This is a genomic window from Pseudomonas sp. LAIL14HWK12:I7, assembly GCF_000483465.1.
GTDB lineage: Bacteria > Pseudomonadota > Gammaproteobacteria > Pseudomonadales > Pseudomonadaceae > Aquipseudomonas > Aquipseudomonas kermanshahensis.
On the sequence record NZ_KI519605.1, the window covers coordinates 259720 to 281514 of the forward strand.

Genomic DNA, 21795 nt, shown 5'->3' on the forward strand with positions numbered 1-21795 from the left:
TACTCCTGTAAGGCCATGAAAAGGAAGGGCAATCCTGCCTCGTGCAGATGACGTGAACATGACGGAACGCACCCTTGCCATCTACCTGCAACAACCGGCGTGTTGACTGGCGCTTTTACAGGCCATGAGAGGCGGGTGCAGATGGGTGGTAAACGACAGCACGGCGCGGCCCTGCTGATGGTGATGCTGGTGTTGGCGATGCTCGCCGCCGGTATGGCCTGGCTGGTGGAAGATGGCCGGCGCCAGGTTGATGAAGTGCGCTTGTTGCACCAGCGGGTGCAGGTCAGGGCCATGGAACAGGCCGGCTTGGCCTATGCCGAGCAGGCGCTGCGCGACCCGGCCTGGCGGCTGAGCCCGTTGTTCTGGCAGGCCTTGCGCGGGCAACCGCTGAACTACGATTTTGGCGCAGGCCAGGCGCAACTGCGGGTGCGCGACCAGCACACGTGCTTCAACGTCAACGCATTGCTCGGTGCCGACGGTGAGCGCGCCGAGCGCCAGTTGCGCCGCTTGCTGGGCGACGACATGGCGGCAGAACGCCTGGTCGATGCCCTGGCCGATTGGTTGGACAATGACAGCGATACTCGCCTGCAAGGGGCTGAAAGTGCCCAATACCTGCGCCAGCAACCCGCGCGCCTGGCGGCCAACCAACCGATGCTCGACACCAGCGAGCTGAACCTGCTGCTGGAGATGGATGCAACGCGCCAGGGCCGCTACCCGATGCTGTGCGCTTTGCCGCAGACGACCGGCTGGCGTTTGAACGCCAATGCCTTGGGCCTGGAGCATCTGCCCATGCTCGAAGCGTTGTACGAGGGGCGCTACCCACGCGCGCTGCTCAGCCGCATCATCAGTGGCCGGCCGGCGTCGGGGTATGTGGATGCCGCTGCGCTGCGCAAGGCGTTGGGGGCGGTGGATGATGAGACGTTCGAACGGTTGAGCGAAGGGTTGCTGCTCAACAGTGGGCATTTTCTGTTGCAGCTGTCGTTCGAGGAAGAGGGGCGGGTGATGCGCAGCGAGTTTCAGGTAGAGGCGCTAGGGGTGGTGCAGTGGCATGCGCGGGTGCCGGCGCAGCAGGTGCGGGTGCGTAGTCGGGAGCCGATGATTTGGTAAGCGGAACATCCTTGAAAAGAGGGTTTAAAATCTTATCACTCACCTCTGGCAATCCTCATTGCTACCAAGGGGTCAGGCGTGCTGGCTAAGTCAAATGTCACCACAGGGCGTGGGCCCGCCCCTATAGCAAAAGTTTGACTTTCCGCAAAAGCATGGAGGCCGATACCAGCGAGCACTGTTATGCTCGCAACAGTTACTGGGGGCCACTTGGCGATAACGTTAATGCCCCAATGATAAGTGGCGTGCATTTCTATAATTTTGCGGTCAACAGTCTCTGTCATATGTCTAAAACCAGAGATGCGGTTTGCTAAGGCTTCATATAAGTTCGGGTGCACCTTATTTATTACCGTTTTAGTGATTGGAGGCGTGGGGCCGACACCATCGATATCGTCTAGTAAAGGCCTTACAGTTGGTGATGCTCCAGGCGCGGGGTAAATAGTTTGCAGAAACCAGTTCCCTGCTCGTTGTAGCAAGTGCCAGATTCGTCCGTTGGGATCCAGCCTATTGACAGGGTCATTTTGGCAGTATGCATAGCTATTAACGCCGCCTTTACCGAAAGGTGATAACGAGTCAGATTGGCCGAACCGCATCACCCTTGGATTGAACCAACGATGACCATGGCCCAGTGGGTAACATCCCGACATTGCATTAAATCGTTGCCCGCTAAAGCCTAGTGGTGTTTTGAAACTGCCTGGGGCAGGAAAACCGTAAACAGTGAAGCGCTGTTGATGAGGCCCGTCGGTGGTCCCCAGCACAGTCATGAGTTGATCAACCCTGTAAAGCGAGGTGCTAGCGCCTGGCGTGCACTGCGCCACGACGCCTGCCTCACTGGCAAAGTAGCGCGTTGTGCAGGGGCCTATCTCGATCGAGAGTGCGCCATTCTGATAAAACAGTTTATGAGTACGTGACAGAGGGCCATGAGACTGCATGATGAACCTGCCATGAAGTATGGGATGTCCGAAGATTCGGGCATTTCCCTCTCTCGGTCTACTGACAGAATTACCAGGTATTGGGTCCAGACGCTTTTTGGCCTACGCAGGTAACTCGAAACGGAATAAGCATCCACCGAGTTACCTGCCTGGCTCAACTGAGTCTATGGAAAGCCTTTCGATCAGACCGTCCCGATCTCCCCGCCATCATCACGCTGAATCACCACCGTCGAAGCCCGCGGCCTTACCGTAGCCCCAGCCGGGGTCGCATCGGTCGCCTTATCGGTATACGGCCAATTCTCCGGGTGCTGGATGTTGACGAACATCGACTTGTTGTCCGGGCTGAAGGCAATCCCCGTCACTTCGCAACCGTTCGGCCCGACAAAGAAGCGCCGCAAGTCCACCTGGTTCTGCGCGTTGACTGGCACTTGCTTGCCCGTGGCATCTACCAGGTCAGTGGGGATTACCGCCAGCAACTGGTCATTGGTGTAGTCGGTCAGCGTGGTTTCACCGTTGTCGGTCTCGAACCACAACACGCCACGGCTATCGAAGCTCATGCCGTCAGGGCTGGCGAACTGGTTCAGTTCGGTCAGGCCTGAGCGGTTGATGTCGGCGGTACCGGCGGCATTGGCGCCAAACACGAAGATGTCCCAGCTGAAGCTCAACTGGTCGTCGCTGTCGTGCCAGCGAATGATGTGGCCGTGGCGGTTCGGGCCACGCGGGTTGGCCGCGTCGACTTTCTCTGGCGTACGCGCGCTGTTGTTGGTCAGGGTCAGGTAGACATCGCCATTGAGTGGGTTGACCGTGGTCCATTCTGGGCGGTCCATCGGGGTCGCGCCCACGGCATCGCCAGCACCCCGGGTGTTGAGGATGATGCCCGGCAGGTCACCGTACAGCGCGCCAAGGGTGCTGCCGGCGGTGGTGGGGGTGGCGACGTCGAGCAACAGCCACACGCCGGTACCGTCGGCATTGAAGCGGGCCACATAGAGCTTGCCTTGGTCCATGTACTTGGCACCGGTGGCCAGGCGGTCGGCCGGGCTGGCGTCAGCGGCGTCCCACACGGCCGTGGAGACGAACTTGTACAGGTACTCGTTGTTCGAGTCGTCGCCCATGTACCAGACCAGCGGCTTGCCTGCCACCGGCAGGCCTGGGCAGCACCCTTCGTGGCGGAAGCGGCCCAGCGCGGTGCGCTTGGTGGCCAGGGTGGAGCTGTTGTACGGGTCGATCTCGACGATGTAGCCATAGGTGCTGGCTTCGTTGCGGTAGTCGTCGGTGGCGCTGGCGCCTTTGACCGTTACGTCGAAACGGGCGAATTCGTCATTCACCTCGGTGCTGTCACCGGCGGCGCTTTCCCATTTGTACTGGCCGCTGGAGGTGCCTACGCCGATACGGCGCTGGTCTTCAGGGCGGGTGCCTTTGTTGACGAAGATGCCCGGCCAGTTCTCTTCGCAGGTCAGGTAGGTGCCCCACGGGGTGTAGCCGTTGCCGCAGTTGTTGTTGGTGCCGCGGCAGTGGGTGCCGCCCGTGGAGTACTTGGTCTTCACGTGGTCGGTGCCGCGCAGCGGGCCGGTGATCTCCATGCGCGAGGCGGTGGTGAAGCGGCGGTTCAGCGGGTCGTTGTCGACCACCTGCCAGCGCCCGCTGACTTTCTGCAGGCGTACCACGCCGGCGCCGTGGGCGTTGATCTCTTTGCGGATTTCTTCGGCCGGGCGCTTGCCGTTGACGTCAGTGGTCGGGCCGGCGGGGTGCAGGGCTGCCGCGTCGATGTATTCGAAGTTGATGGCCAGCAAGCCGTCTTCGGAGCTGCCATTGATCGGGAAGAAGTGCATGCCGTCATGGTGCATGCCCATGGCATTGGCCTGGTCGGTCGAGGTGTTGCTGCCATCGGACTTCCACGGGTTGCCATTGCTGTTCAGCGGGGTGCCCCACGGCGCCAGCACATAGGCGCTGTAGCCTGCCGCGACGACACAGGCATCGGTGCGCGAGCCTGGGATGGACTGGAAGCCCAATGCCAGTTTCGGGACTTCCGGTTCGGTTACCGGTGGCTCGGTCACCGGTGGTTCGGTGACAGGATCATCGTGATCGGAACCGCCATCACCGTCGAAGCAGCCTGTCAGGCCGGTCCCGGCGATCATGGCGATGGCCGCGCCCAGGCTGCCGCGCATGATGCTGCGGCGGCTTAGGTAGGCGTCCATGACGCTGGCCATCGGCAGATTGCCGCTGTGGTTCCGGTCCAGGTTGTCGCCGGTATCTCGACTCATCAGGGTGTCCTTATGTTGGCTGAGTTAGAGGAAACCGCGACTTTAGAGCGCAAGTATGATGATTCCTTGGCAGAAATATGAACGCGCGCTTAAAACTACTCGTTCTTACGTTTGGCCCTGACAGATCAATTCGGAATTGCTGTCTGATTTCTGCCATCAAACTGTCATGCGAACGCCGCAACATCCGGAGCCCAACGTGAACTTGGTTAAGGATGGCGGGCTCGATGGTAAGCAGTGTGAACAGGCGCGAAGTGATCAGCTGGATGGGCGTCGGTGCCTTGGCACCCTTGCTCGGCGCCTGTTCCGCCTTGCCAGGCCAACGTGGTGGCAATGCCAACCTGGATTTGCTGTATGTCGCCGACACCCTCGATGCCCGCCAGCCCGGGTTGGCCGTTGTCCCGGCAACGCGGCTGGGGCCGGTCAGCCACCTGGGGCGTGCGCCGTGGATGACCGGTGCCAGTGCCAGCATCGCCTTCCCGCACTTGGCCCCCTTGCTGGATGCCAGCCAGGCCGCGCACGCCAATCTCGGTGGTTACGCCGTGCTGGCCGCATTGCTGGAGCAGTTGCGTGGCGAGGCCGGGGCGGGCAACAGCCTGACCTTGGAAAACGGCCAAGGCTGGAACGGCAGCGGCCTGGCCTACCTGACCCAGGGTGAAAGCGGCGTGCAGGGCAGCCAATTGCTGGGCAGCGACGCACGCGTCAGCAGTGACGAGCGTGTGCTCTGGCCGCAGCGCAGCACGGCGCTTTACCGGCAGGCTGCTGCCATTACGCTGGGCGCGGGGCTGGCCGACGAACAACGCGAAACCCTGGGGCTTGAAGCACTGCACCTGTTCGAGCGGGGCGGTGCGCGGATTGCCGTGGTCGGCGTGACCGACCCTTACGCCCAAGACCAGAAAGCCTCCCTCAAACAGTGGTACCAGTCTTTGCTGCCGGTATTCGAGCAGGCCCGGCGCGAAGCCGACCTGGTCGTGGCCATGGCCGATGTCGGCACCGGGCCTGGGCTGTGGCTGGCTGAACGGCTGCCGGCAATCGACGTGTTGCTCTGTGCGCGTGGCCAGGACCTGTGGCCAACGCCCGTGCAGGCCACCCAGGCCAGCGGCCGCCGCGTACCGGTGCTGTTTGCCGGGTGCCGGGGCAGCGGGGCGTTTCGCCTGCGTTGCCAACAGGTGGCCGGGCAATGGCAGTTCGAGGGGCGTTTCTTCCCTGCGTTCGAACAGCAGCTTTCCCCGGCTGCACGGGTGCGCGCCGGGCAATTTCAAGCACAACTGAACCAACAGCGCGGCGGCCACGCGGCGTGGCTCGATCAACCGCTGGCCAAGGCACCCCAGGCCTTGTGGCGGCGTGACACCCGCGGCGGCAGCTGGGACCGCCTGCTGCACCAGGCCCTGGCCGATGACAACAATTTGCCTGTGCTGCTGCCGGGCCTGCGTTATGACTGCCCATTGGCCGCAGGTGCAGCGATCACCCGCGAGCACCTGATCAGCCTGACCGGCGGCTACCCGGCCCCGGTGGTCGAGGCCCCGGCCCGGCAGGTGGAGCAAGTGCTGGAAAATGCCGCGGAACAGTTGTTCGGCGACCCGCTGCTGCTGGACAACAGCCAAGACCTGCCGCGCTGGCAGGGCCAGGCCTGGGGTGTCAGCTACAGCCCGCAAGGCAAGCGCATCACCGGCCTGGAACCGGTCCAAGGGCTGTGCCGCACCTTTGGCCTGCAGTTCGCGTCGCAGGCCGGCGAGCCACTTTGGCAGCGGGTAGAAGCCTGGCTGACGCGGCAAGGCGCCGACTGGCAACTGGCGCCGCTGCAGGTGCCCGAGGTGCGCTATGTGCAGGGGCACCCGGGCTGGCATCCACGGCAGTTGGCTTCGTGAGCCTTGGCGCGCGGCTGCTCACCGGTGGCTGCCTGACGTTGGCCGGTTGGCTGGCGGCGCAGTGCGTGCTGCAACTGGGCCGCCAGCCACTACCGGCCAGCCCCGTCCAGGCGGCTGCAGCCCAGTTGCCTGGGTTGATGGTCGGCCATTGGCAGGCGCCGGTCGATGACGGCGCGATCGTTATTACCCGTTTGCCACTGCATTACCTGGGTGGCCTCAAGGCCCAGCCGTTGTCGGCCAGCGTGGTGGTGCTGCGCTACGGCCAGCAGGTGCGCACACTGGCCCGCGGCCAGCGCCTGGCGCCAGGGATCGTGCTGCAGGACATCGACACCGATGGCCTGATTTTCAACAACCAGGGGCGGCGCGAACGCCTGCCCTGGCCGCCACGCCCCGCCGTGACCGGCTTCAAGCGGCAAGGATGAACGATGCCTGTTAAATACTGCGTGGCGGCTGCGCTGAGCCTGGCCCTGGCCGTGGCCTTACCCCAGGCCAGTGCCGAGGAGCCGGTGTTCGATGACAACGGCACGCCGATGTACGAAGTGAACTTCGTCGACACCGAACTGGGCGAGTTCATCGACAGTGTGTCGCGCATCACCGGCACTACGTTCATCGTCGACCCTCGGGTAAAGGGCAAGGTCACCGTGCGCACCGTTGACCTGCACGACGCCGATGCCATCTATGACATCTTCCTGGCGCAGCTGCGCGCCCAGGGTTACGCCACCGTTGACCTGCCCAATGGCAGCGTGAAGATCGTCCCCGACCAGGCGGCGCGCCTGGAGCCGGTGCCGGTGGAGCCTGCCGGGCAGCAGGGCGCGGGCAGCGACAGCGTGGCCACGCGGGTATTCGATCTACGCAACGCGGCCACCGAGCAAGTGGTTGGTATCCTCAAACCCCTGGTCGACCCACGGGTAGGGGTGATCACCCCGTACCCGGCCGCGCACCAGTTGGTGGTTACCGATTGGCGCAGCAACCTCGAACGCATCGCCAGCCTGCTGCGCCAGCTCGACCGCCCCAGCGAAGCAGTGGGCAGCGCCAGCACCCAAGTCATGTACCTGCGCCACGCCAATGCCAGTGAAGTGGTGAAGGTATTGCGCGGGCTCAGCCAGGAAGGCATGGCACCGGCGCAAAGCACAGGCGAAGGGGAGAGCAAAGAGCCGCCGGTGACGGCCGCTGCCAGTAGCTCGGGCATCCGCCTGGAGTACGAAGAGGGCACCAATGCCGTGGTCATGGTCGGCCCCGACAGCGAACTGGCCGCCTACCGCGCCATCGTCGAGCAACTGGATATCCGCCGCGCCCAGGTGGTGGTCGAGGCCATCATCGCCGAGGTGTCCGACAGCAGTGCGCAAGAGCTGGGCGTGCAGTGGTTGTTCGCTGACGAGAAGTTCGGTGCCGGTATCGTCAACTTCGGCAGCAACGGGGTGAACATCGCCAACATTGCGGGGGCTGCGGCCAGCGAAGACAGTGAGGCACTGGGCAAACTGCTGTCGGCCACCACCGGTGCCACGGCGGGCATCGGCCATTTTGGGGGCGGTTTCAACTTCGCCATGCTGGTCAATGCGCTCAAGGGCAAGAGCGGTTTCAACCTGCTCTCCACCCCGACCCTGCTGACCCTGGACAATGCCGAGGCGTCGATCCTGGTCGGTCAGGAAGTGCCCTTCGTCACCGGCTCTGTGACACAGAACAACGCCAACCCTTACCAGACCATCGAGCGCAAGGAAGTCGGGGTCAAGCTGCGGATCAAGCCGCAGATCAACGTCGACAACAGCGTGCGCCTGGACATCGTCCAGGAGGTCTCGTCGATTGCCGATTCCAGCGCCGCCAGCGACGTGATCACCAACAAGCGCGAGATCAAGACCAAGGTCATGGTCGAAGACAACGGCCTGGTGATTCTGGGCGGGCTGATCAGCGACGAGTTGAGCACCAGCAACCAGCGGGTGCCGCTGCTCGGGGACATTCCTTACCTGGGCCGGCTGTTCCGCTCCGACGCCAGCAAGAACACCAAGCAGAACCTGATGGTCTTCATCCGCCCGCGCATCCTGCGCGACGGGCCGAGCCTGGCCGGGCTCAGCGAGAACAAGTACCGCACCTTGCAGCAGACCACCCCGCTTCAGCTGCCAAACCTTGCGGGCGCAGAAGGTGGTACGCCACTGCTGCAGGTGTTCCCCGCCAGCCGAGCGCGCCTGGAAGGGGGTGACTGGTGATGCTGCCCTATCGCCTGGCACGCCAGGCCGGCCTGGCCATGACCCCGACCGACAGCGGCTGGCAATTGTGGCTGCGCCGCGACGCCGACAGTGACCAGTTGCAGGAGCTGCTGCGCGTGCATGGCCAGCCCAGCGCGCTGGCCTACCTGGAGCCTGCGGCGTTCGACGAGCAATTGGGCCAGCTTTATCAGGGCGGCGATGCGGCCACCGAAGCGCTGATCGAAGGGATTGGCGACCAAGTAGACCTGGACAGCCTGATGAGCGAGATGCCGCGCATTGAAGACTTGCTCGAAAGCGATGACGAGGCGCCGGTCATCCGCCTGATCAATGGCCTGTTCGGCCAGGCCTTACGTCTGCGTGCCTCGGACATTCATATCGAGACCTTCGAGCAGAGCCTGGTGGTGCGCCTGCGGGTCGACGGCCACCTGCGCGAGGTGCTGCGCCCGCCGCGGGCGCTGTCGGCGATGCTGGTGTCGCGGATCAAAGTCATGGCGCGGCTGGACATCGCGGAGAAACGCCAGCCCCAGGACGGCCGCATCACCTTGCGTGCGGCGGGGCGTGAGGTCGATGTGCGGGTGTCGACCTTGCCCGGCATCCATGGCGAGCGCGTGGTGATGCGTGTGCTCGACAAGCAGGCCAGCCTGCTGGCGCTGGACAACCTGGGCATGCCGGCAGCGGTGCTCGATGGCCTGCGCAGCTGCCTGGCGCGGCCCAATGGCATCGTGCTGTCCACCGGCCCGACCGGCTCGGGCAAGACCACCACGCTGTACGCCAGCCTCAACAGCCTCAACGATGGCAGCCGCAACATCCTCACCGTCGAAGACCCGGTGGAGTACGCCATCGCTGGCATCGGCCAGACCGCGATCAACCCCCGCGCCGGGCTGACATTCGCCACGGGCCTGCGGGCCATCCTGCGCCAGGACCCGGATGTGATCATGCTGGGTGAGATCCGCGACCAGGAAACCGCGCAGATAGCCGTGCAGGCCAGCCTCACCGGCCACTTGGTGCTGTCGACCCTGCACACCAACAGTGCGGTGGGCGCGGTGACCCGTTTGCGTGACATGGGCATCGAACCGTTCCTGATCGCCTCGTGCCTGCGCGGTGTGTTGGCACAGCGCCTGGTGCGGCGGCTGTGCCAGTGCGCGGTGGCGCAGCCGCTGCAAGCGGCCGAGCGTGACCTGTGGCCTGAACTGTGTGCATTGGGCAGCAGTTACCACGCAGTGGGGTGTGAGCTGTGCCAGGGCAGCGGTTATGTCGGGCGCCTGGGCCTGTACGAATTCATCGAACTGGACGCCGGCCTGATCGCGCTGCTGTACGACGGCGCCAGTGAGCAAGCCATGCAGGACTACTTGGCCGATCGTCGACGCAGCCTGGTGGCCATGGCCAGTGATTGCCTGGCGCGGGGCGAAACCAGCCTGGCCGAAGTGCTGCGCGCGGTGCAGGGCTGAGCCATGCCGACTTATCGCTATCAAGCCGTCGACCTGGCCGGCAAAGCCCACAAGGCCAGCCTGCAGGCCGACAGCGAGCGCCATGCACGGCAACTGTTGCGTGAGCAGGGCCTGTTCGCCCGCCAATTGCAACGCCATGAGGCAGGTACCCGGCAACCCCGCCGCCAGCGCTTGAGCCGTGCACAGCTGTGCGAATTGACCCGCCAGTTAGCGACGTTGACTGGCGCGGGCATACCCTTGGTCGATGCCTTGGCCACACTCGAACGGCAATTACGCCAGCCGGCCTTGCACAGCGTGTTGGTCGCCTTGCGCGGCTCGCTCGCCGAGGGCCTGGGGCTGGCGCGTAGCCTGGCCCGCCAGGGGGCGCCGTTCAGTGGCCTGTACTGTGCGCTGGTCGAGGCCGGTGAGCGCTCCGGGCGGCTGGCCCAGGTGCTCACGCGCCTGGCCGATCACCTGGAGCAGGTGCAACGGCAACAGCACAAAGCGCGTACTGCCTTGATCTACCCCTGTGTGCTGATGGGCGTGTCGCTGGCGGTGGTGGTCGGCCTGATGACGTTCGTAGTGCCCAAGCTCACCGAACAGTTCGCCCACGCCGGGCAGAGCCTGCCGTTGATTACCGCCGTGCTGATCGGCCTGAGCCAAGGGCTGGTGCACGCCGGGCCGTGGCTGCTGGGGCTGGCGCTGGCAGGGGCGCTGCTCGCCAGCTGGCTGCTGCGCAAGCCGCATTGGTGCCTGCGCCGGGACGCGTGGCTGTTGCGCCTGCCACGTATCGGCAGCCTGCTGCAGGTGCTGGAAAGCGCACGCCTGGCGCGCAGCCTGGCGATTCTCAGCGGCAGTGGCGTAGCCCTGCTCGAAGCGTTGCAGGTGGCCACCGAGACGGTCGCCAACCGGCGCATTCGCCAGGCCATGGAACAGGTGCGCCAGCAGGTGCAAGGCGGCACCAGCCTGCACCGTGCGCTGGATGCCTGCCAACAGTTTCCGCCGTTGCTGGTGAACATGGTCGGCAGCGGCGAGGCCAGCGGCACGTTGGCTGACATGCTCGAACGCGTCGCCGACGACCAGGAACGCGGCTTCGCCCGCCAAGTGGACACCGCCATGGCGCTTTTCGAACCCCTGATGATCCTGGTGATGGGCGCCGTGGTGCTGTTCATCGTGCTGGCGGTGCTGCTGCCGATCATGCAACTCAATCAGGGCCTGCAACTGTGAACACAAGGAGTACTTCCATGCAGCATCGTCGTAACCGTCAGCGTGGTTTCACCCTCATGGAGATCATGGTGGTGATCTTCATCATCGGCCTGCTGATCGCCGTGGTCGCTCCCAGCGTGCTGGGCAACCAAGACAAAGCCATGCGGCAGAAGGTGATGGCCGACCTTGCCACCCTCGAACAGGCACTGGACATGTATCGGCTGGATAACCTGCGGTTCCCGAGCAATGAACAAGGCCTGGCCGCGCTGGTGAAAAAACCGGCCCAAGAGCCGCTGCCGCGATCGTGGCGCAGCGATGGTTATGTGCGCCGTTTGCCGGAAGACCCGTGGGGTACTCCTTACCAGTACCGCATGCCCGGTGAGCATGGCCGGGTGGATGTTTATTCGCTGGGCGCCGATGGTGTGCCGGGCGGCGAAGGCCAGGATGCCGACCTGGGTAACTGGGCGCTGTAAAGCATGTTAGATAAGCCTGATGTGGCCCTTCGCGGGCAAGCCCGCTCCTACAGGATACATACAGGCCTGAAGACCTGTGCCGAACCTGTGGGAGCGGGCTTGCCCGCGAAGGGCCGCATAGCGGTCCCATTAGCCCATCAACAAGGCTTCAGCCTCATCGAACTGCTGGTGGTACTGGCCATCGCTGGCCTGATGACGGGGCTCGCCGTGGCGTCGCTCGACAGCGGCAAGGCCAGCGTCGATCAGGCCTTGCAGCGGCTGGCTGCACAGGTGCACGTGCAGGCCGCCGAGGCACGGCATGCCGGCCAGTTACGCGGGCTGCGCTGGACCGGCCAGCGCCCGGAGTTCGTGCGGCGTGAACGCGATGGCTGGGTCGTCGAACCGGTCAGCCTGGGCGAGTGGCCCAAGGGCTTGCAGCCCGACTGGCCAGCCAGCCCGCAGCCGCGCCTGCTGTTCACCCCGCAAGGTTGGGCGCAGCCGGGTTCGGTGCGCTGGCGCTGGGCCGAGGGCAGCCAACAATGGGCCTGGAGCCGAGACGGCCGCCTGCAGACGGCGGCGCTGCCATGAGGCGCCAACAGCGTGGTTTTACCCTGCTGGAAGTGACCGTGGCCCTGGCGATTGCCGCCGTGTTGGCGGTCATCACCAGCCAGGTCCTGCGCCAGCGCCTGACGGTGCAGGACAACTTGCAACAGCACCGCCTTGGCCTGCTCTGCGCCCGCGAACTGCAAGCCCGTTTCACCGTCGAGCAGTACTGGCCGACCCGCAATCAGGTGGATGGGCAGCTGAGCCAAGGCGGCCAGGTGTGCCATTGGCAGCTGAAACTGCGCCGCACTGGCGTGCGCGACCTGCGCAGGGGTGAACTGCTGCTGTTCGGCGACCGCGATCAGCGGCTGCCGCTTGGCCAATACAGTGTGTTTCTGGAGCGCCCATGAAGCGGCAGCAGGCAGGCCTGACCCTGATCGAACTGATGGTGGCCCTGGCCCTCACCGCGCTGCTCGGCGTCATGCTGGCAGCGTTGGTCAATGGCTGGCTGAAGGTGCGTGAGCGGTTGCAGGTGAGCAACCAGGAGGCGTCGGTGCTGGATTTCTGCCTGGCCCTGGAGCGGCGCTTCGACAGCCCGGCCCTGCGCCGGGTGTATGACCAGCGATTGCCCTTGCCCAGCCGTTGGTTCGACTGGCAAGCGGCGAGCGGCCAACTGCTGTGGGTGGCGGCGACAGGCCTGCCCGAAGCCGAAGGCGGGTCGCGTCTGCAGCGCCAGCGTCTGCGCTTCGAGGCGCGTGAGCAACGCCTGCTGCTGGAAACCTCGGCGGACCTGTATGCCGCCTCGGCGCCGCGCTGGGTGCTGCGTGAACAGCTAGGGCGGGTGAGCGCGATGAACATCCTTTACCACCAGGGTGGCCGCTGGCTGCCCTGGCCTTCCGACCAACCCGCGCACCCCGGCCGTGGCGTGCGCCTGGAATTGCAACGTGATGGAGCACCGTATGCCTGCACCTTCGTCCTTCCCTGGGGGCGCTCATGAACCTTGACTGGCGTCGACGCTCACCCGCTCGAGCTTGGCTGTTGGTGCGTCCTGGCAGCCCTTGGGACTGGTTACTGGTCGAGGGCGGTGTCGCGCTACGCCAGGGGCAGGGCGAACCGCCGGCGAACCTGCAGGCACGGGTGGCGTTGATCGTGCCGGCCGAGCACTGCAGCCATTTCCAGTTGCCCGCACCGCCAGGGCTCAAGCGTGAAGAATGGCCATTGCTGCTTGAAGACCGCTTGCTGCAAAGCGCGGATGAGGTGGTGTGCGGGTATATGGGGCGTGAGGCCGGGCAAGTTCGGTTACTGGTGGTGGCGCGCGAGCGCCTGGACGATTGGCGCGGGCAATGCGCCGACTGGGGGCTGACGGCCGAGCGCTGCTGGGCCGAATTCCAGTTGCTGCCGGCACCCGAGGCGGGGGTCGCCTGGTGGTGGCGCAAGCAAGACGGGGTCAGCCTGCTTAAGGGGCTGAGCGAAGACGCTGGCGAGCATTGGCTGGCCTGGCCTGAAGCCATGGGCGAGGTGCTGGTCGAACCCTGGCCGCAATTACGCAGGCTACCTCTGGAAGGCCAGTGGCCTGCAGCATTGGCAGCGCTGGACAGCTTGCCTGGCCTGTTCGAGCAGCGGCGGCGTCGCACGTTGGCGGGGCCGACGCGGCAGCAGTGCCAGCTCATGGCTGCCTGCCTGCTGTTGGCGTGCACCTGGGGCGGCGTGTGGGCGGCCCAGCAATGGCGCCAGGCCCAGCTCTGGCAAGCCCAGGTGATTGCCGTGACGGGTGAGCAGGCGGGCCCCAGGCAGGCTGCTCAGGCGCTCAAGCGCCTGCGTGAGGCCGGCTTGCAGCAGCAAGTGCGCCTGCGTCAGCTCGACGATTTACAAGGGCGCTTGCACGCCTGGCTGAGTGAGCATCCCGGCTGGCGCCTGCAAGCGGTGCGCTTTGATGGCCAGCGCTGGCATGTGCGGCTGGAGGGCGAGGGCGCCACACCTCCTTGGCGCGAGATGGCCAGTGCGGTGGGCGCTCAGGTGCAGGTGAGTGGCGGCGAGTCGTCGCCAACCGTGGTGTTCGACTTGGAGGTGGCGGCATGAGCACGGCGTGGATGCAGCGTCACCGTTTGCCGCTGGCCGTGTGCCTCATCGCGCTGCTGTCGAGCGTGCTGCTGCTACGTGAAGGCGTGGCGCAATGGCGTGCGCTGAGCCAATGGCAGGCGCTGGCGCAAATGGCAGTAGGTTTGCAGGGCGGTGTGACGCTGAACCTGGAGCGTCTGCGCCAGTCGGCTCAGGCGCGGCAGATCGAATTACTGGAGGTGGTCACGCAGGGCGAGGCTTGGCACCTGCGCGGTCAGGTGGGCGATGAGCAGGCCTTGCTGGGTTGGGTACGTGTGCTGCAGGCCGAAGGCGCGCAGCCCTTGCAGTGGGGGCTGGAGCAAGACACCCAGGGCATGCGCTTCGACCTGGTACTTCGGCCATGAGCCGGGGCGCAGTGGCGTGGTTGCTGCTGGTGTTCAGTGTGACCTTACTGGTGCAGTTGCCCGCCAGCTGGCTGGTGCGTGGCTTTGGGGTACCGGCCGGGGGTGTGAGCGGCAGCCTGTGGCAGGGGCAAGCGCAGCAGATCGGCCCGTTCGGGCCGTTGCAATGGACCTTACAGCCTTGGCGTTTGCAAGGGCAGGGCGCGCTGGGGTTTCAGGGACAGGCGTGGCACGTGCAGGTCCACGGTTGGCCCTGGCGCTGGGAGGGGGAAGTGCGCCCGTCAGCGGCACAGGTGACGGTAGCGGCGGCGTATCGTCTGGCCGGGCAGTGGCAGGGTTGGGTGCGTGTACAGGGTGCGTGGCGGCAGTGCCTGGCCAGCGATGGGCGCCTCACGGTTACGGACTTGGCGCTGAGTGAGCCCTGGTCGCTGGGGTTGGGGCAGGGCCGGGTCGAGGTGCAGTGCCGCGGGGGTTGGCACCTGTTGGGGCAGTTGCTGCAGCCAGGGCAGCATCAGCTCGACGTGGACGCCGATGTGCGGGGGCGACAGGCCCAGATCACCATCGCGCTGCAACCCGATGCTGCCCTGACCCCACTGCTGCGCGGCGCGCAGTGGCTGGGGCCGGAGGCAACGACAGGGCAGCGGCGAGTCCGTTGGTAACCACCCGGATCTGCGGTGAAACGCACCCCCCTGTAGGAGCAGCCTCGTGCTGCGAAGAAGCCGGTGACAACACACTAAATCTTCGCTGCTGCCACGGGCCTCTTCGCAGCACAAGGCTGCTCCTACCGGTGGGCGCAGTGGCTGGGGCTGGAGGCAACGACAGGGCAGCGGCGGGTCCGTTGGTAACCACCCGGACCTGCGGTGAAACGCACCCCCCTGTAGGAGCAGCCTCGTGCTGCGAAGAGGCCGGTGACAACACACTAAATCTTCGCTGCTGCCACGGGCCTCTTCGCAGCACAAGGCTGCTCCTACCAGGGTGCGGTGGGCGAGGGGTCAGTCCGCCTTGCCCTGGGTACTCGATACCCATTGCTCGCTGCGGTTATGCCCGCTGGTACGCAATACCCCAAGATCAAGCGCATTCTCGCCGTCAGCCGCGCCCTTGCCCTTGGTGAACTCAGCCACTGCTGTGCCCAGGTCCACCGGCGAGTTGGACACGTCAATCGACACATCGCGGCGGTAGTCGCTGCCACTCAGGGTCTCTTGGCTAATCGCATTGGCGCTCAGCTCGACATCACCCTTGGCCGACTGCAACCGCGCGCCGACCAAGTGAGCGTCGCCCGCAACCTTCAGCGCGATGCCTTCGCTGCCCTTGAGCGTGGTCTGCCTGGCCACGGTGTCGCGCTGTTGATGCGACAGGTCCAGGCGCAAGGTCGGTGAGAAACCAGGTTCGGCCTTGCTCAAGGCTGGGCCGGCTTTTTCGCCGACCTTGCTACCCAGCGGCCCTGCCAGCGCGGTGGCGGCGTTGGTGTAGCCTTGCGGGTTCTTTTCCTGGCTCAGGCGTGCGTCAGCTTTCACGGTCAGGCTATCGACGCTGTCCTTGCGGCTGGCAATGCGCAGATCGCCGCCAACCTCACCGGTAATACGCCCTGCCTCCAGGCTGGCACCTTCGATGCGTGTGTCGCCACGGCTGTGCAACTGGATACCCTCAGCGCGCAGCTGGCTGGCGTTCCAGGTCTGGTTGTCGCGTTTGTCCAGGGCGACCTGGGCGCGGCCATGCAGACCACGGGTATCGGTATCCCCCTTGGCCATGTTGAAACCGGCCCCCGCGGTGATGTCGAGGTTGTCGCGTTGCTCCCGGTTGCTGGATGCTTCCACCCGCATGCCGCCCCCGGCGGCGTTGAGCACGATCTGTTCGGCTGAGGCGTGCAGCCCTTGCAGGTGCAAGGCGATGTCCTCGCGGGCACGGCTGCTCAGCGTCAGCGTGCCGGCGCTGTCGAAGCGGGCATCGACAGCCTGGCTGGCATCCTCGTTCTGCTTGCCGTGGTTGAAGTGCCCGCCGATGCCGCCCCCTTTCGTTGCGCCGGTCTTGACCGCAAGCTCCAGGCCGCCGCCCAGGTTGCTGCCCTTGGCCTGCTGGGTATCGCTGCCTGCGGTGACCTGCAAGCGGCCACCACTTTCCAGCAGGGTATCCCCGACCTTGGCGTCACGGCTGCCGATACGCGTCCCCTCCAGCTTCAGGTCGCCCTCACTGCTCAGGTGAACATCGCCCTTGGCATCGATCTGCGCAACCTGGGCCTTGGTCTGCGCGCTGTCTTGCTGGCGGTGATCAAGGTAGCCGCGGGCGTCGACGCCAGTGCTGCCGGGGCGATTGCCAACCTTGGCCCAGGCGTTGCCGTCAAGCTGGCCTGCGGACTGGGTATTACGGTCATTGGCTTGGGACAACGTCAAAGAGCCCCCGCTGCGCATGGCCACGTTGCCTTCGCCACCGTCGATGCGTGTGCCTTCGTATAGGCCATCGCTGCCCAGCTGTACCTGGATGCCCTGTTGCCCATAGAGGCTTCCGGGCACGGCGGTACTGGCAGTGTCCTGTTTGCCCAGCGAGCCGCCCTTGCCGGCGGCGCGAACATTGAGGTCGTTGCCGCTGCTGGTGTCCACGCGGGCATCGCCGCCATAGGCCATGCGCTGCACGGTATCTACCTGCGTGTTCTCGGCTGCCCGCAGGGTGTGCTGCGAGGCGTCGATCAACAGTTTCCCGGCGTTGGCCTTCCACGCGGTGCCCTGGTCATCAATGACACCGGCCTTGACCTCGACCGTTGCACCGGTCAGCTCACTCACCTGGGCCAAGCTGCGGCGTTGGTTCTCCAGGCGTTTGAGATGGTCCACGGTCATGTCGGCGCCGACGCTCGGGGCCACCATCGCGTCTTCGGGCGAGGCTTGCTGAAAGCGCGCGGCCTCCTCACCGAGTACCAGGCGTTCGATGGGGCGGGTGAGGTCACGGTATTCCACGCTGGCACCGAGGCTGCCGGCCCAATTGTCTGTGACGCTTTCACGCTCATGGGTGTCCTGCACGGCACGGTTCTCGATGTGCTTGGCGGTGACCTTCAGTTGCTGGCCGGCATCGACGCGTGCGGCTTCGGTGAGCAAATGCTCGGCCTCCAGCTTCACCCCGGCGCTGGCCTTCAATTCGCTGCCTTGTACCGTGCTGTCGCGTTCGAGCTGAGTCTGGGTGTTGTGATGGCCTGCGAAGGCGCTGCCCAACCGGTCGATACCCCCCGTCACTTTAACGCTGCCTCCGCTCTGGCTGTTTTTGCTGATGGACTCGCGCTCATTGCGGGTTGCGCCCAGGGCGATGTGCTTGGCGGTCACGTTCAGGTCACCGGCGCTGGCCTGGACTTTGGAGCCATCGACCTGCAAGTGGGCGTCGCTTTGCAGGCCTACCGAGGCGCCCTTGAGTTCGCTGGAGACCTGTGATGTTTCCTGCGTCGTGCCGGTCGTGGTAGCGACCTGATAGCCCAGGCTGGCCTCGTACTGACGCGAGTCCGGCTTGCCATCCTGCGCCTCTTCAGTCTGCTTGGCGCCGACACTGAGGCCACGTTGCTGGTGCCGGGTGTCGGTTTCGTTGCGCGACTGCGCGCTGTCGATCACCAGGTCGCCTTTGGCTTCTACCTGCAAGTGTTTGCCTGCTTCGACCTTTGCCCCGTGGATACGCAGTTCGTCGGCGCTGGCCAGGCGCAGGTTGCTGCTGGACGAGACGTCGCTGACCAGTACCTGGTCCTTGCGTGTGGTGTGCTTGCGGTCGCTGCCGATCAGGCCGAACAGTTTGCTGTCGCTCTGGTGATCGGTCGAGGTGCTGCTGCCGCGGTCGGCTTCGATCGCCAGCAGGCCGTTTTCGCTGTAGAGCACCGAGTCTTCCTTGCCATGCACCTTGCTGCCTTTGATGGTGACCTGGTCGGCCGTCATGTTCAGCTTGCCGTCCGTCGTCACACTGCTGCCAGCCACGACCTGCGCTTGGGTGTCATTGCCTTTGCGGTCGCCAAAGAAGGTGCCAGAGACCAGGTCGCCGCGGTAATTGCGTTGGGTGCCGCTTTCCTGCAAGGCCGTGGTCCCGACCTCGATGTGCCGGGCTTTGAATTGCATGTCGTTGTTTGCATGCAGCGTGCTGCCTTCAACCTTGAGGGCGTCGGCTGCTGTAAGTATCAGGCGCCCGGCATTCAACGTGCTGCCCCGGGCTGTTTCACGGGTTTGCTCGGTATCGCTGTCGCCGCGCCACAGGTCCTTGCGGTGGCGCACCTGTTCGGTGATGTGTTTGCTGTCGATACCCGCCACGATGTCCAAGTTGCCTGCACTGTCGACGTTCAACACACCCCCTGTACTCACGTCGGCGGCCAACAGGCGCATATCGGCACCCGATTGCAGCCGAACGTTGTCATGGCCGCGCAACTGCGTGCCCTGCTGTTGACGGTCGCGGGTGGTGCGCTCGCGGTTGTAGGTTTCGCGGGTGATGAAGAGGAACTTCTTGTTCCAGTTTTCACGATCGTGCTGGGTGTTTTCCAGGCTGTCGGCGTCCAGGGTGAGCTTCTGGCCGGCCGTGACCACCACCTGTTGTGCCTGGCCATCGACGGCGCGCAGGGTCAGGTCGTCGGCGGCGCTGAGGGCCAGGGCGCCCCGTTCGCTGTGCAGTTCGGCGCGGGTGTCGGCCTTGCCGCTGATGTGCAGGCTACCGGCTGACTGGATGTCGATACCGTCGGTGGCATGTGCCTGAACGGGCCCCATGCGCACGCCCGCGCCTTCGGCGGTGCTCACCACGCGGATGCGCCCGGCGCGCATGGCCCCGAACAGGCTGGCATCGATACTGGCCGCTGTGCCGGGCAAGTGCTCGACCACCTGGCCGCTGGCCTGGTCGATGCGGTTGCGGCCCACCGTGACGTTCAGTTCACTGCCGGCCATGAGCAGCCCTTTGCTGTCTACCTGCGGCGCGATCAGGTCAAGCGCGCCGGTGCTGTTGCTCTGGCCACCGGGCAGTACCTGCAGGGCGCCGCTGGCATTGAGGGTGTCGAGGTACTTGAGTTGCTGGTCTTCGAATTCTGGGGTGCCGACCACGAAGCCCGCGCGCGTGGTGTTGATGAAGCTGCCCCCGTTGAGGGTAATGCCATTGGGGTTGGCCAGGATGTAATCGGCGGGGCGGCCGAAGATTTCCTGCGGCCCCTCAATCAGCGAGGCGTTGCGGCTGATCACTTCATTGAGAATGGTCGAAGCCGCCTGGCCTTGGAACTGCGGGTTGGCGGCCAGGGCACCGGCCAGTTGCGATTGGCCGGCCTGGGTGGCGTTGTTCAGCACCACGCCGGGGTTGCCGACGTTGTAGTCGAGGTACTGGTTGTGTGACAGGCCGCCGGCGTTGGGGGCGACAATGTCGATGACTGGCACACCATGGCCATTGTTGATGACCGGGGTGCCACCTGGGCCGGTAGCGGCTTCAAGGCCGCCCTGGGCCAGCACGCTGCTGGAGCCGAGCAGGGCGAGGAAGATGGCCCAACGCAAGGTATCCGGGCGGGTAGACGTGAACTGCGAGCGCGTTTGCATGGTCTCGTTCTCTTTTTTTGTGGGGTGAATCAGATGCTCAGGTTCCACTCCAGCACCCAGAAGCCCGGCTCCAGAAGCGCGCGGGGCAGGTCACTGGTGTACAAGGCGCGCTGGTAGTCGAGGCGCACGCGGCTGTCGGGCAAGCTCAATTCGATGCCGGCTGCCGCGCCTGCCAGGCGTTGAACGGGGCTGTCGCGAGCCAGCCGGGTCCAGCCCTGATCGAGGCCGGCATAGGGCCGCAGCTGCAGCGATCCGGCCCAGGCCGGCGTCAGCGGATAACTGAAGGTGTTACGCCAGACGGCACTGCTGGCGCCGGAGTAAGTGCGCAGGCGAAACCCGCGCACAGCCGAATCATCGCTGGCCAGCAGTTGTTCGACGGCGGGCAGCCGGTCGCGGCTGTACTGCAGGCCCAGTTCGCTCTGCCAGCGCCAGGGCCGCTGCGCCGGGCCTTGGCGCAGGTGCAGCAGCGTGCCGCGGTACTTGTGAAAGTCCGGTCGTGGGCCCAGCGCACTGGGCGCTGAAGCGTCCGCGCCAAACCAGTCCACCCCTTGGGCGAACCCGAGGTAGCCGTGCCACAGGCCGCCTTCGAGCCACAGCAGGTTGATGCCCGCTTCCACTGTGGTCAGGGTGGGGCTCTGCAGGCTCACGGCCTTGCCGCCGGTGCGGTTGGTGAGCTGCTTGCGGTCCAGCCGGGCGCTGGCGCTGAGCATGCCCTGCTGGTTGCGCCATAGCACCCGCTCGGCGCTGAGCCCTAGAAAGCGGCTGTTGCCACTGCTGGTCTGGCGCCCCTGGGGGATGGGCGCGCGGTAGCTCAATTGGCTGGCGCTGGCGGCGAAGGTCCACGGGCCGTACGGAATGCTGTAGTACGCCGTGACACCGTTGCTTCGCCCCGGCGCATCGATGACGGTCCTGGCCAACGACAGGCGCAGGTCGTCGTTCAGGCCAAGCGGGCTGTCCAGGCCAATGCCGAGGTTCAGGCGATGGCGGCCGGTCAGTTCGCTGCCACGGTTGTCCAGGCGGCTGTCCAGGTGCCAGCGCGAGGCGGTCTTGTGGGGCTGAACCACGACTCGGGTGCCGCCCTGCAGGGCGCCGGGCAGCAAGTCGACACTCAGTTCATAGGCACGCAGGCGGTTGAGTTGGTCGAGCCCTTGCTCCAGCGCCGGTAGGTATAGCGGCTGCCCCAGCACGTCAGGAAAAGCACCACGCAAGGAAAGCGGCAGGTCGGCACCAAGTTCGATCGACTCGACGAAGCCTTCGCTGATGAGGATGTCCAGCGGCGCGCCATCCTCGGGTGGCTGGCTCAGGTAAGGGCGGCTGGTGGGGTAGCCCGCCTGCACATAGCGCTGGGTGATGGCCTTGAGCAGCAGGTTGATGTCGACGATGCCCATGCAAGGCTGCATGAAGGGCCGCACGGTCGCTTCCAGTGCCGTGCCCGGCACCTGACGGTGGCCCGCCAGACGAGCACCGGTCACCGCCCAGCAGTGGCTGTCGCCCGCCTGTAGGGCCTGGTTTTCGTCATCGCCTGGCGAGGCGGGGGCACGCTGCCAGCGTTCGAGCCGTTGTTGCTGTTCCAGCTGGCGTAACGTTTGCTGCTGGTCGCGCAACTGCTGGCTGGCCAGGTCGTCGGCCGATGACACAGGGCTGGCCAGCCAGCAGGCAAGCAGGCTGCTGGCAATGATGCGTATTCGGTACGGCATTGAAGCACCCCGCAGATGACGTACGGATTTCGTATTCGTCTGCGTGGATGCTAAGAATTAAGTGATTCGCTTGGATGCAGTACGCCGCCTAAGCGGATGTCAGGCGGGTTCGTGGTTGAAGGTGCGAAA

At 65.2% G+C, this 21795-nt stretch carries 17 protein-coding genes; 13 read left to right on the plus strand and 4 right to left on the minus strand.

Annotated elements, in window-relative coordinates; translation table 11 throughout:
• The first annotated feature begins 141 nt into the window (after positions 1-141).
• Positions 142-1107 (plus strand): type II secretion system minor pseudopilin GspK, encoded by a 966-nt coding sequence (gspK, locus tag D886_RS0120570; protein ID WP_027595693.1) that lies wholly within the window; start codon positions 142-144, stop codon positions 1105-1107.
• A gap of 35 nt (positions 1108-1142) precedes the next feature.
• On the opposite strand, the gene D886_RS27990 is transcribed toward gspK, so the two are convergent.
• Both D886_RS27990 and D886_RS0120575 read right to left on the minus strand, forming a co-directional pair.
• Positions 1143-2036, minus strand: a complete 894-nt coding sequence (locus D886_RS27990) for an RHS repeat-associated core domain-containing protein (protein WP_081717527.1) — start codon at positions 2034-2036, stop codon at positions 1143-1145.
• Positions 2037-2218: 182 nt separating this feature from the next.
• The gene (locus D886_RS0120575; RefSeq protein WP_027595694.1) at positions 2219-4297 is read right to left on the minus strand and encodes a PhoX family phosphatase; all 2079 of its coding nucleotides are present in this window, start codon (positions 4295-4297) and stop codon (positions 2219-2221) included.
• 224 nt (positions 4298-4521) lie between these two features.
• Between D886_RS0120575 and D886_RS0120580 the strand changes: the two genes are divergently transcribed.
• The 12 genes from D886_RS0120580 to gspN all read left to right on the plus strand — a co-directional run bounded on the left by D886_RS0120580 (position 4522) and on the right by gspN (position 15109).
• Entirely contained in the window at positions 4522-6162 is a 1641-nt protein-coding gene (locus D886_RS0120580; protein ID WP_027595695.1) for a hypothetical protein, read from the plus strand.
• A complete protein-coding gene (locus tag D886_RS0120585) occupies positions 6159-6584 on the plus strand; it encodes a pilus assembly protein PilZ (RefSeq protein WP_027595696.1) in 426 nt (141 codons plus the stop codon). The genes D886_RS0120580 and D886_RS0120585 overlap by 4 nt, the downstream gene beginning before the upstream one ends.
• Positions 6585-6587: 3 nt before the next feature.
• Positions 6588-8363, plus strand: coding sequence for a type II secretion system secretin GspD (gspD, locus tag D886_RS0120590; protein WP_172960341.1), 1776 nt, complete (start codon positions 6588-6590; stop codon positions 8361-8363).
• Positions 8363-9811 (plus strand): GspE/PulE family protein, encoded by a 1449-nt coding sequence (locus tag D886_RS0120595; protein ID WP_027595698.1) that lies wholly within the window; start codon positions 8363-8365, stop codon positions 9809-9811. Before gspD ends, D886_RS0120595 begins: the two co-directional genes overlap by 1 nt.
• 3 nt (positions 9812-9814) lie before the next feature.
• Positions 9815-11017, plus strand: coding sequence for a type II secretion system inner membrane protein GspF (gene gspF, locus D886_RS0120600; protein WP_027595699.1), 1203 nt, complete (start codon positions 9815-9817; stop codon positions 11015-11017).
• A 17-nt stretch (positions 11018-11034) separates the two neighbouring features.
• Positions 11035-11469, plus strand: coding sequence for a type II secretion system major pseudopilin GspG (gene gspG, locus D886_RS0120605; protein WP_027595700.1), 435 nt, complete (start codon positions 11035-11037; stop codon positions 11467-11469).
• Between the two features lie 99 nt (positions 11470-11568).
• The gene (gspH, locus tag D886_RS0120610; protein WP_256215234.1) at positions 11569-12036 is read left to right on the plus strand and encodes a type II secretion system minor pseudopilin GspH; all 468 of its coding nucleotides are present in this window, start codon (positions 11569-11571) and stop codon (positions 12034-12036) included.
• On the plus strand, positions 12033-12401 hold the full coding sequence (locus tag D886_RS0120615) for a type II secretion system protein GspI (protein WP_027595702.1): 369 nt from the start codon (positions 12033-12035) through the stop codon (positions 12399-12401). Before gspH ends, D886_RS0120615 begins: the two co-directional genes overlap by 4 nt.
• Positions 12398-12988, plus strand: a complete 591-nt coding sequence (locus tag D886_RS0120620; RefSeq protein ID WP_027595703.1) for a type II secretion system protein J — start codon at positions 12398-12400, stop codon at positions 12986-12988. Before D886_RS0120615 ends, D886_RS0120620 begins: the two co-directional genes overlap by 4 nt.
• Positions 12985-14070 carry a type II secretion system protein GspL gene (gene gspL / locus D886_RS0120625; RefSeq protein WP_027595704.1) on the plus strand — a complete coding sequence of 362 codons (1086 nt, stop codon included), beginning with the start codon at positions 12985-12987 and terminating at the stop codon, positions 14068-14070. Before D886_RS0120620 ends, gspL begins: the two co-directional genes overlap by 4 nt.
• On the plus strand, positions 14067-14453 hold the full coding sequence (gene gspM, locus D886_RS0120630; RefSeq protein WP_027595705.1) for a type II secretion system protein GspM: 387 nt from the start codon (positions 14067-14069) through the stop codon (positions 14451-14453). The genes gspL and gspM overlap by 4 nt, the downstream gene beginning before the upstream one ends.
• Entirely contained in the window at positions 14450-15109 is a 660-nt protein-coding gene (gene gspN / locus D886_RS0120635; RefSeq protein ID WP_027595706.1) for a type II secretion system protein N, read from the plus strand. The genes gspM and gspN overlap by 4 nt, the downstream gene beginning before the upstream one ends.
• 333 nt (positions 15110-15442) lie before the next feature.
• Here the strand turns inward: gspN and D886_RS0120640 are convergent, their stop codons facing one another.
• Together D886_RS0120640 and D886_RS0120645 are read right to left on the minus strand one after the other, a co-directional pair.
• The gene (locus D886_RS0120640) at positions 15443-19969 is read right to left on the minus strand and encodes a hemagglutinin repeat-containing protein (RefSeq protein WP_027595707.1); all 4527 of its coding nucleotides are present in this window, start codon (positions 19967-19969) and stop codon (positions 15443-15445) included.
• Between the two features lie 29 nt (positions 19970-19998).
• Positions 19999-21666, minus strand: a complete 1668-nt coding sequence (locus D886_RS0120645) for a ShlB/FhaC/HecB family hemolysin secretion/activation protein (protein ID WP_027595708.1) — start codon at positions 21664-21666, stop codon at positions 19999-20001.
• Positions 21667-21795: the final 129 nt, after the last annotated feature.

Bases quoted from the DNA above. Each gene is read 5' to 3' on its own strand.
- D886_RS0120645 (WP_027595708.1), bottom strand. From the start codon at position 21,666: ATGCCGTACCGAATACGCATCATTGCCAGCAGCCTGCTTGCCTGCTGG.
- gspN (WP_027595706.1), top strand. From the start codon at position 14,450: ATGAGCCGGGGCGCAGTGGCGTGGTTGCTGCTGGTGTTCAGTGTGACC.
- D886_RS0120640 (WP_027595707.1), bottom strand. From the start codon at position 19,969: ATGCAAACGCGCTCGCAGTTCACGTCTACCCGCCCGGATACCTTGCGT.
- D886_RS0120620 (WP_027595703.1), top strand. From the start codon at position 12,398: ATGAAGCGGCAGCAGGCAGGCCTGACCCTGATCGAACTGATGGTGGCC.
- gspF (WP_027595699.1), top strand. From the start codon at position 9,815: ATGCCGACTTATCGCTATCAAGCCGTCGACCTGGCCGGCAAAGCCCAC.
- D886_RS0120595 (WP_027595698.1), top strand. From the start codon at position 8,363: ATGCTGCCCTATCGCCTGGCACGCCAGGCCGGCCTGGCCATGACCCCG.
- D886_RS0120580 (WP_027595695.1), top strand. From the start codon at position 4,522: ATGGTAAGCAGTGTGAACAGGCGCGAAGTGATCAGCTGGATGGGCGTC.
- gspK (WP_027595693.1), top strand. From the start codon at position 142: ATGGGTGGTAAACGACAGCACGGCGCGGCCCTGCTGATGGTGATGCTG.
- D886_RS0120575 (WP_027595694.1), bottom strand. From the start codon at position 4,297: ATGAGTCGAGATACCGGCGACAACCTGGACCGGAACCACAGCGGCAAT.
- gspD (WP_172960341.1), top strand. From the start codon at position 6,588: ATGCCTGTTAAATACTGCGTGGCGGCTGCGCTGAGCCTGGCCCTGGCC.
- gspL (WP_027595704.1), top strand. From the start codon at position 12,985: ATGAACCTTGACTGGCGTCGACGCTCACCCGCTCGAGCTTGGCTGTTG.
- D886_RS0120615 (WP_027595702.1), top strand. From the start codon at position 12,033: ATGAGGCGCCAACAGCGTGGTTTTACCCTGCTGGAAGTGACCGTGGCC.
- D886_RS27990 (WP_081717527.1), bottom strand. From the start codon at position 2,036: ATGCAGTCTCATGGCCCTCTGTCACGTACTCATAAACTGTTTTATCAG.
- gspM (WP_027595705.1), top strand. From the start codon at position 14,067: ATGAGCACGGCGTGGATGCAGCGTCACCGTTTGCCGCTGGCCGTGTGC.
- gspG (WP_027595700.1), top strand. From the start codon at position 11,035: ATGCAGCATCGTCGTAACCGTCAGCGTGGTTTCACCCTCATGGAGATC.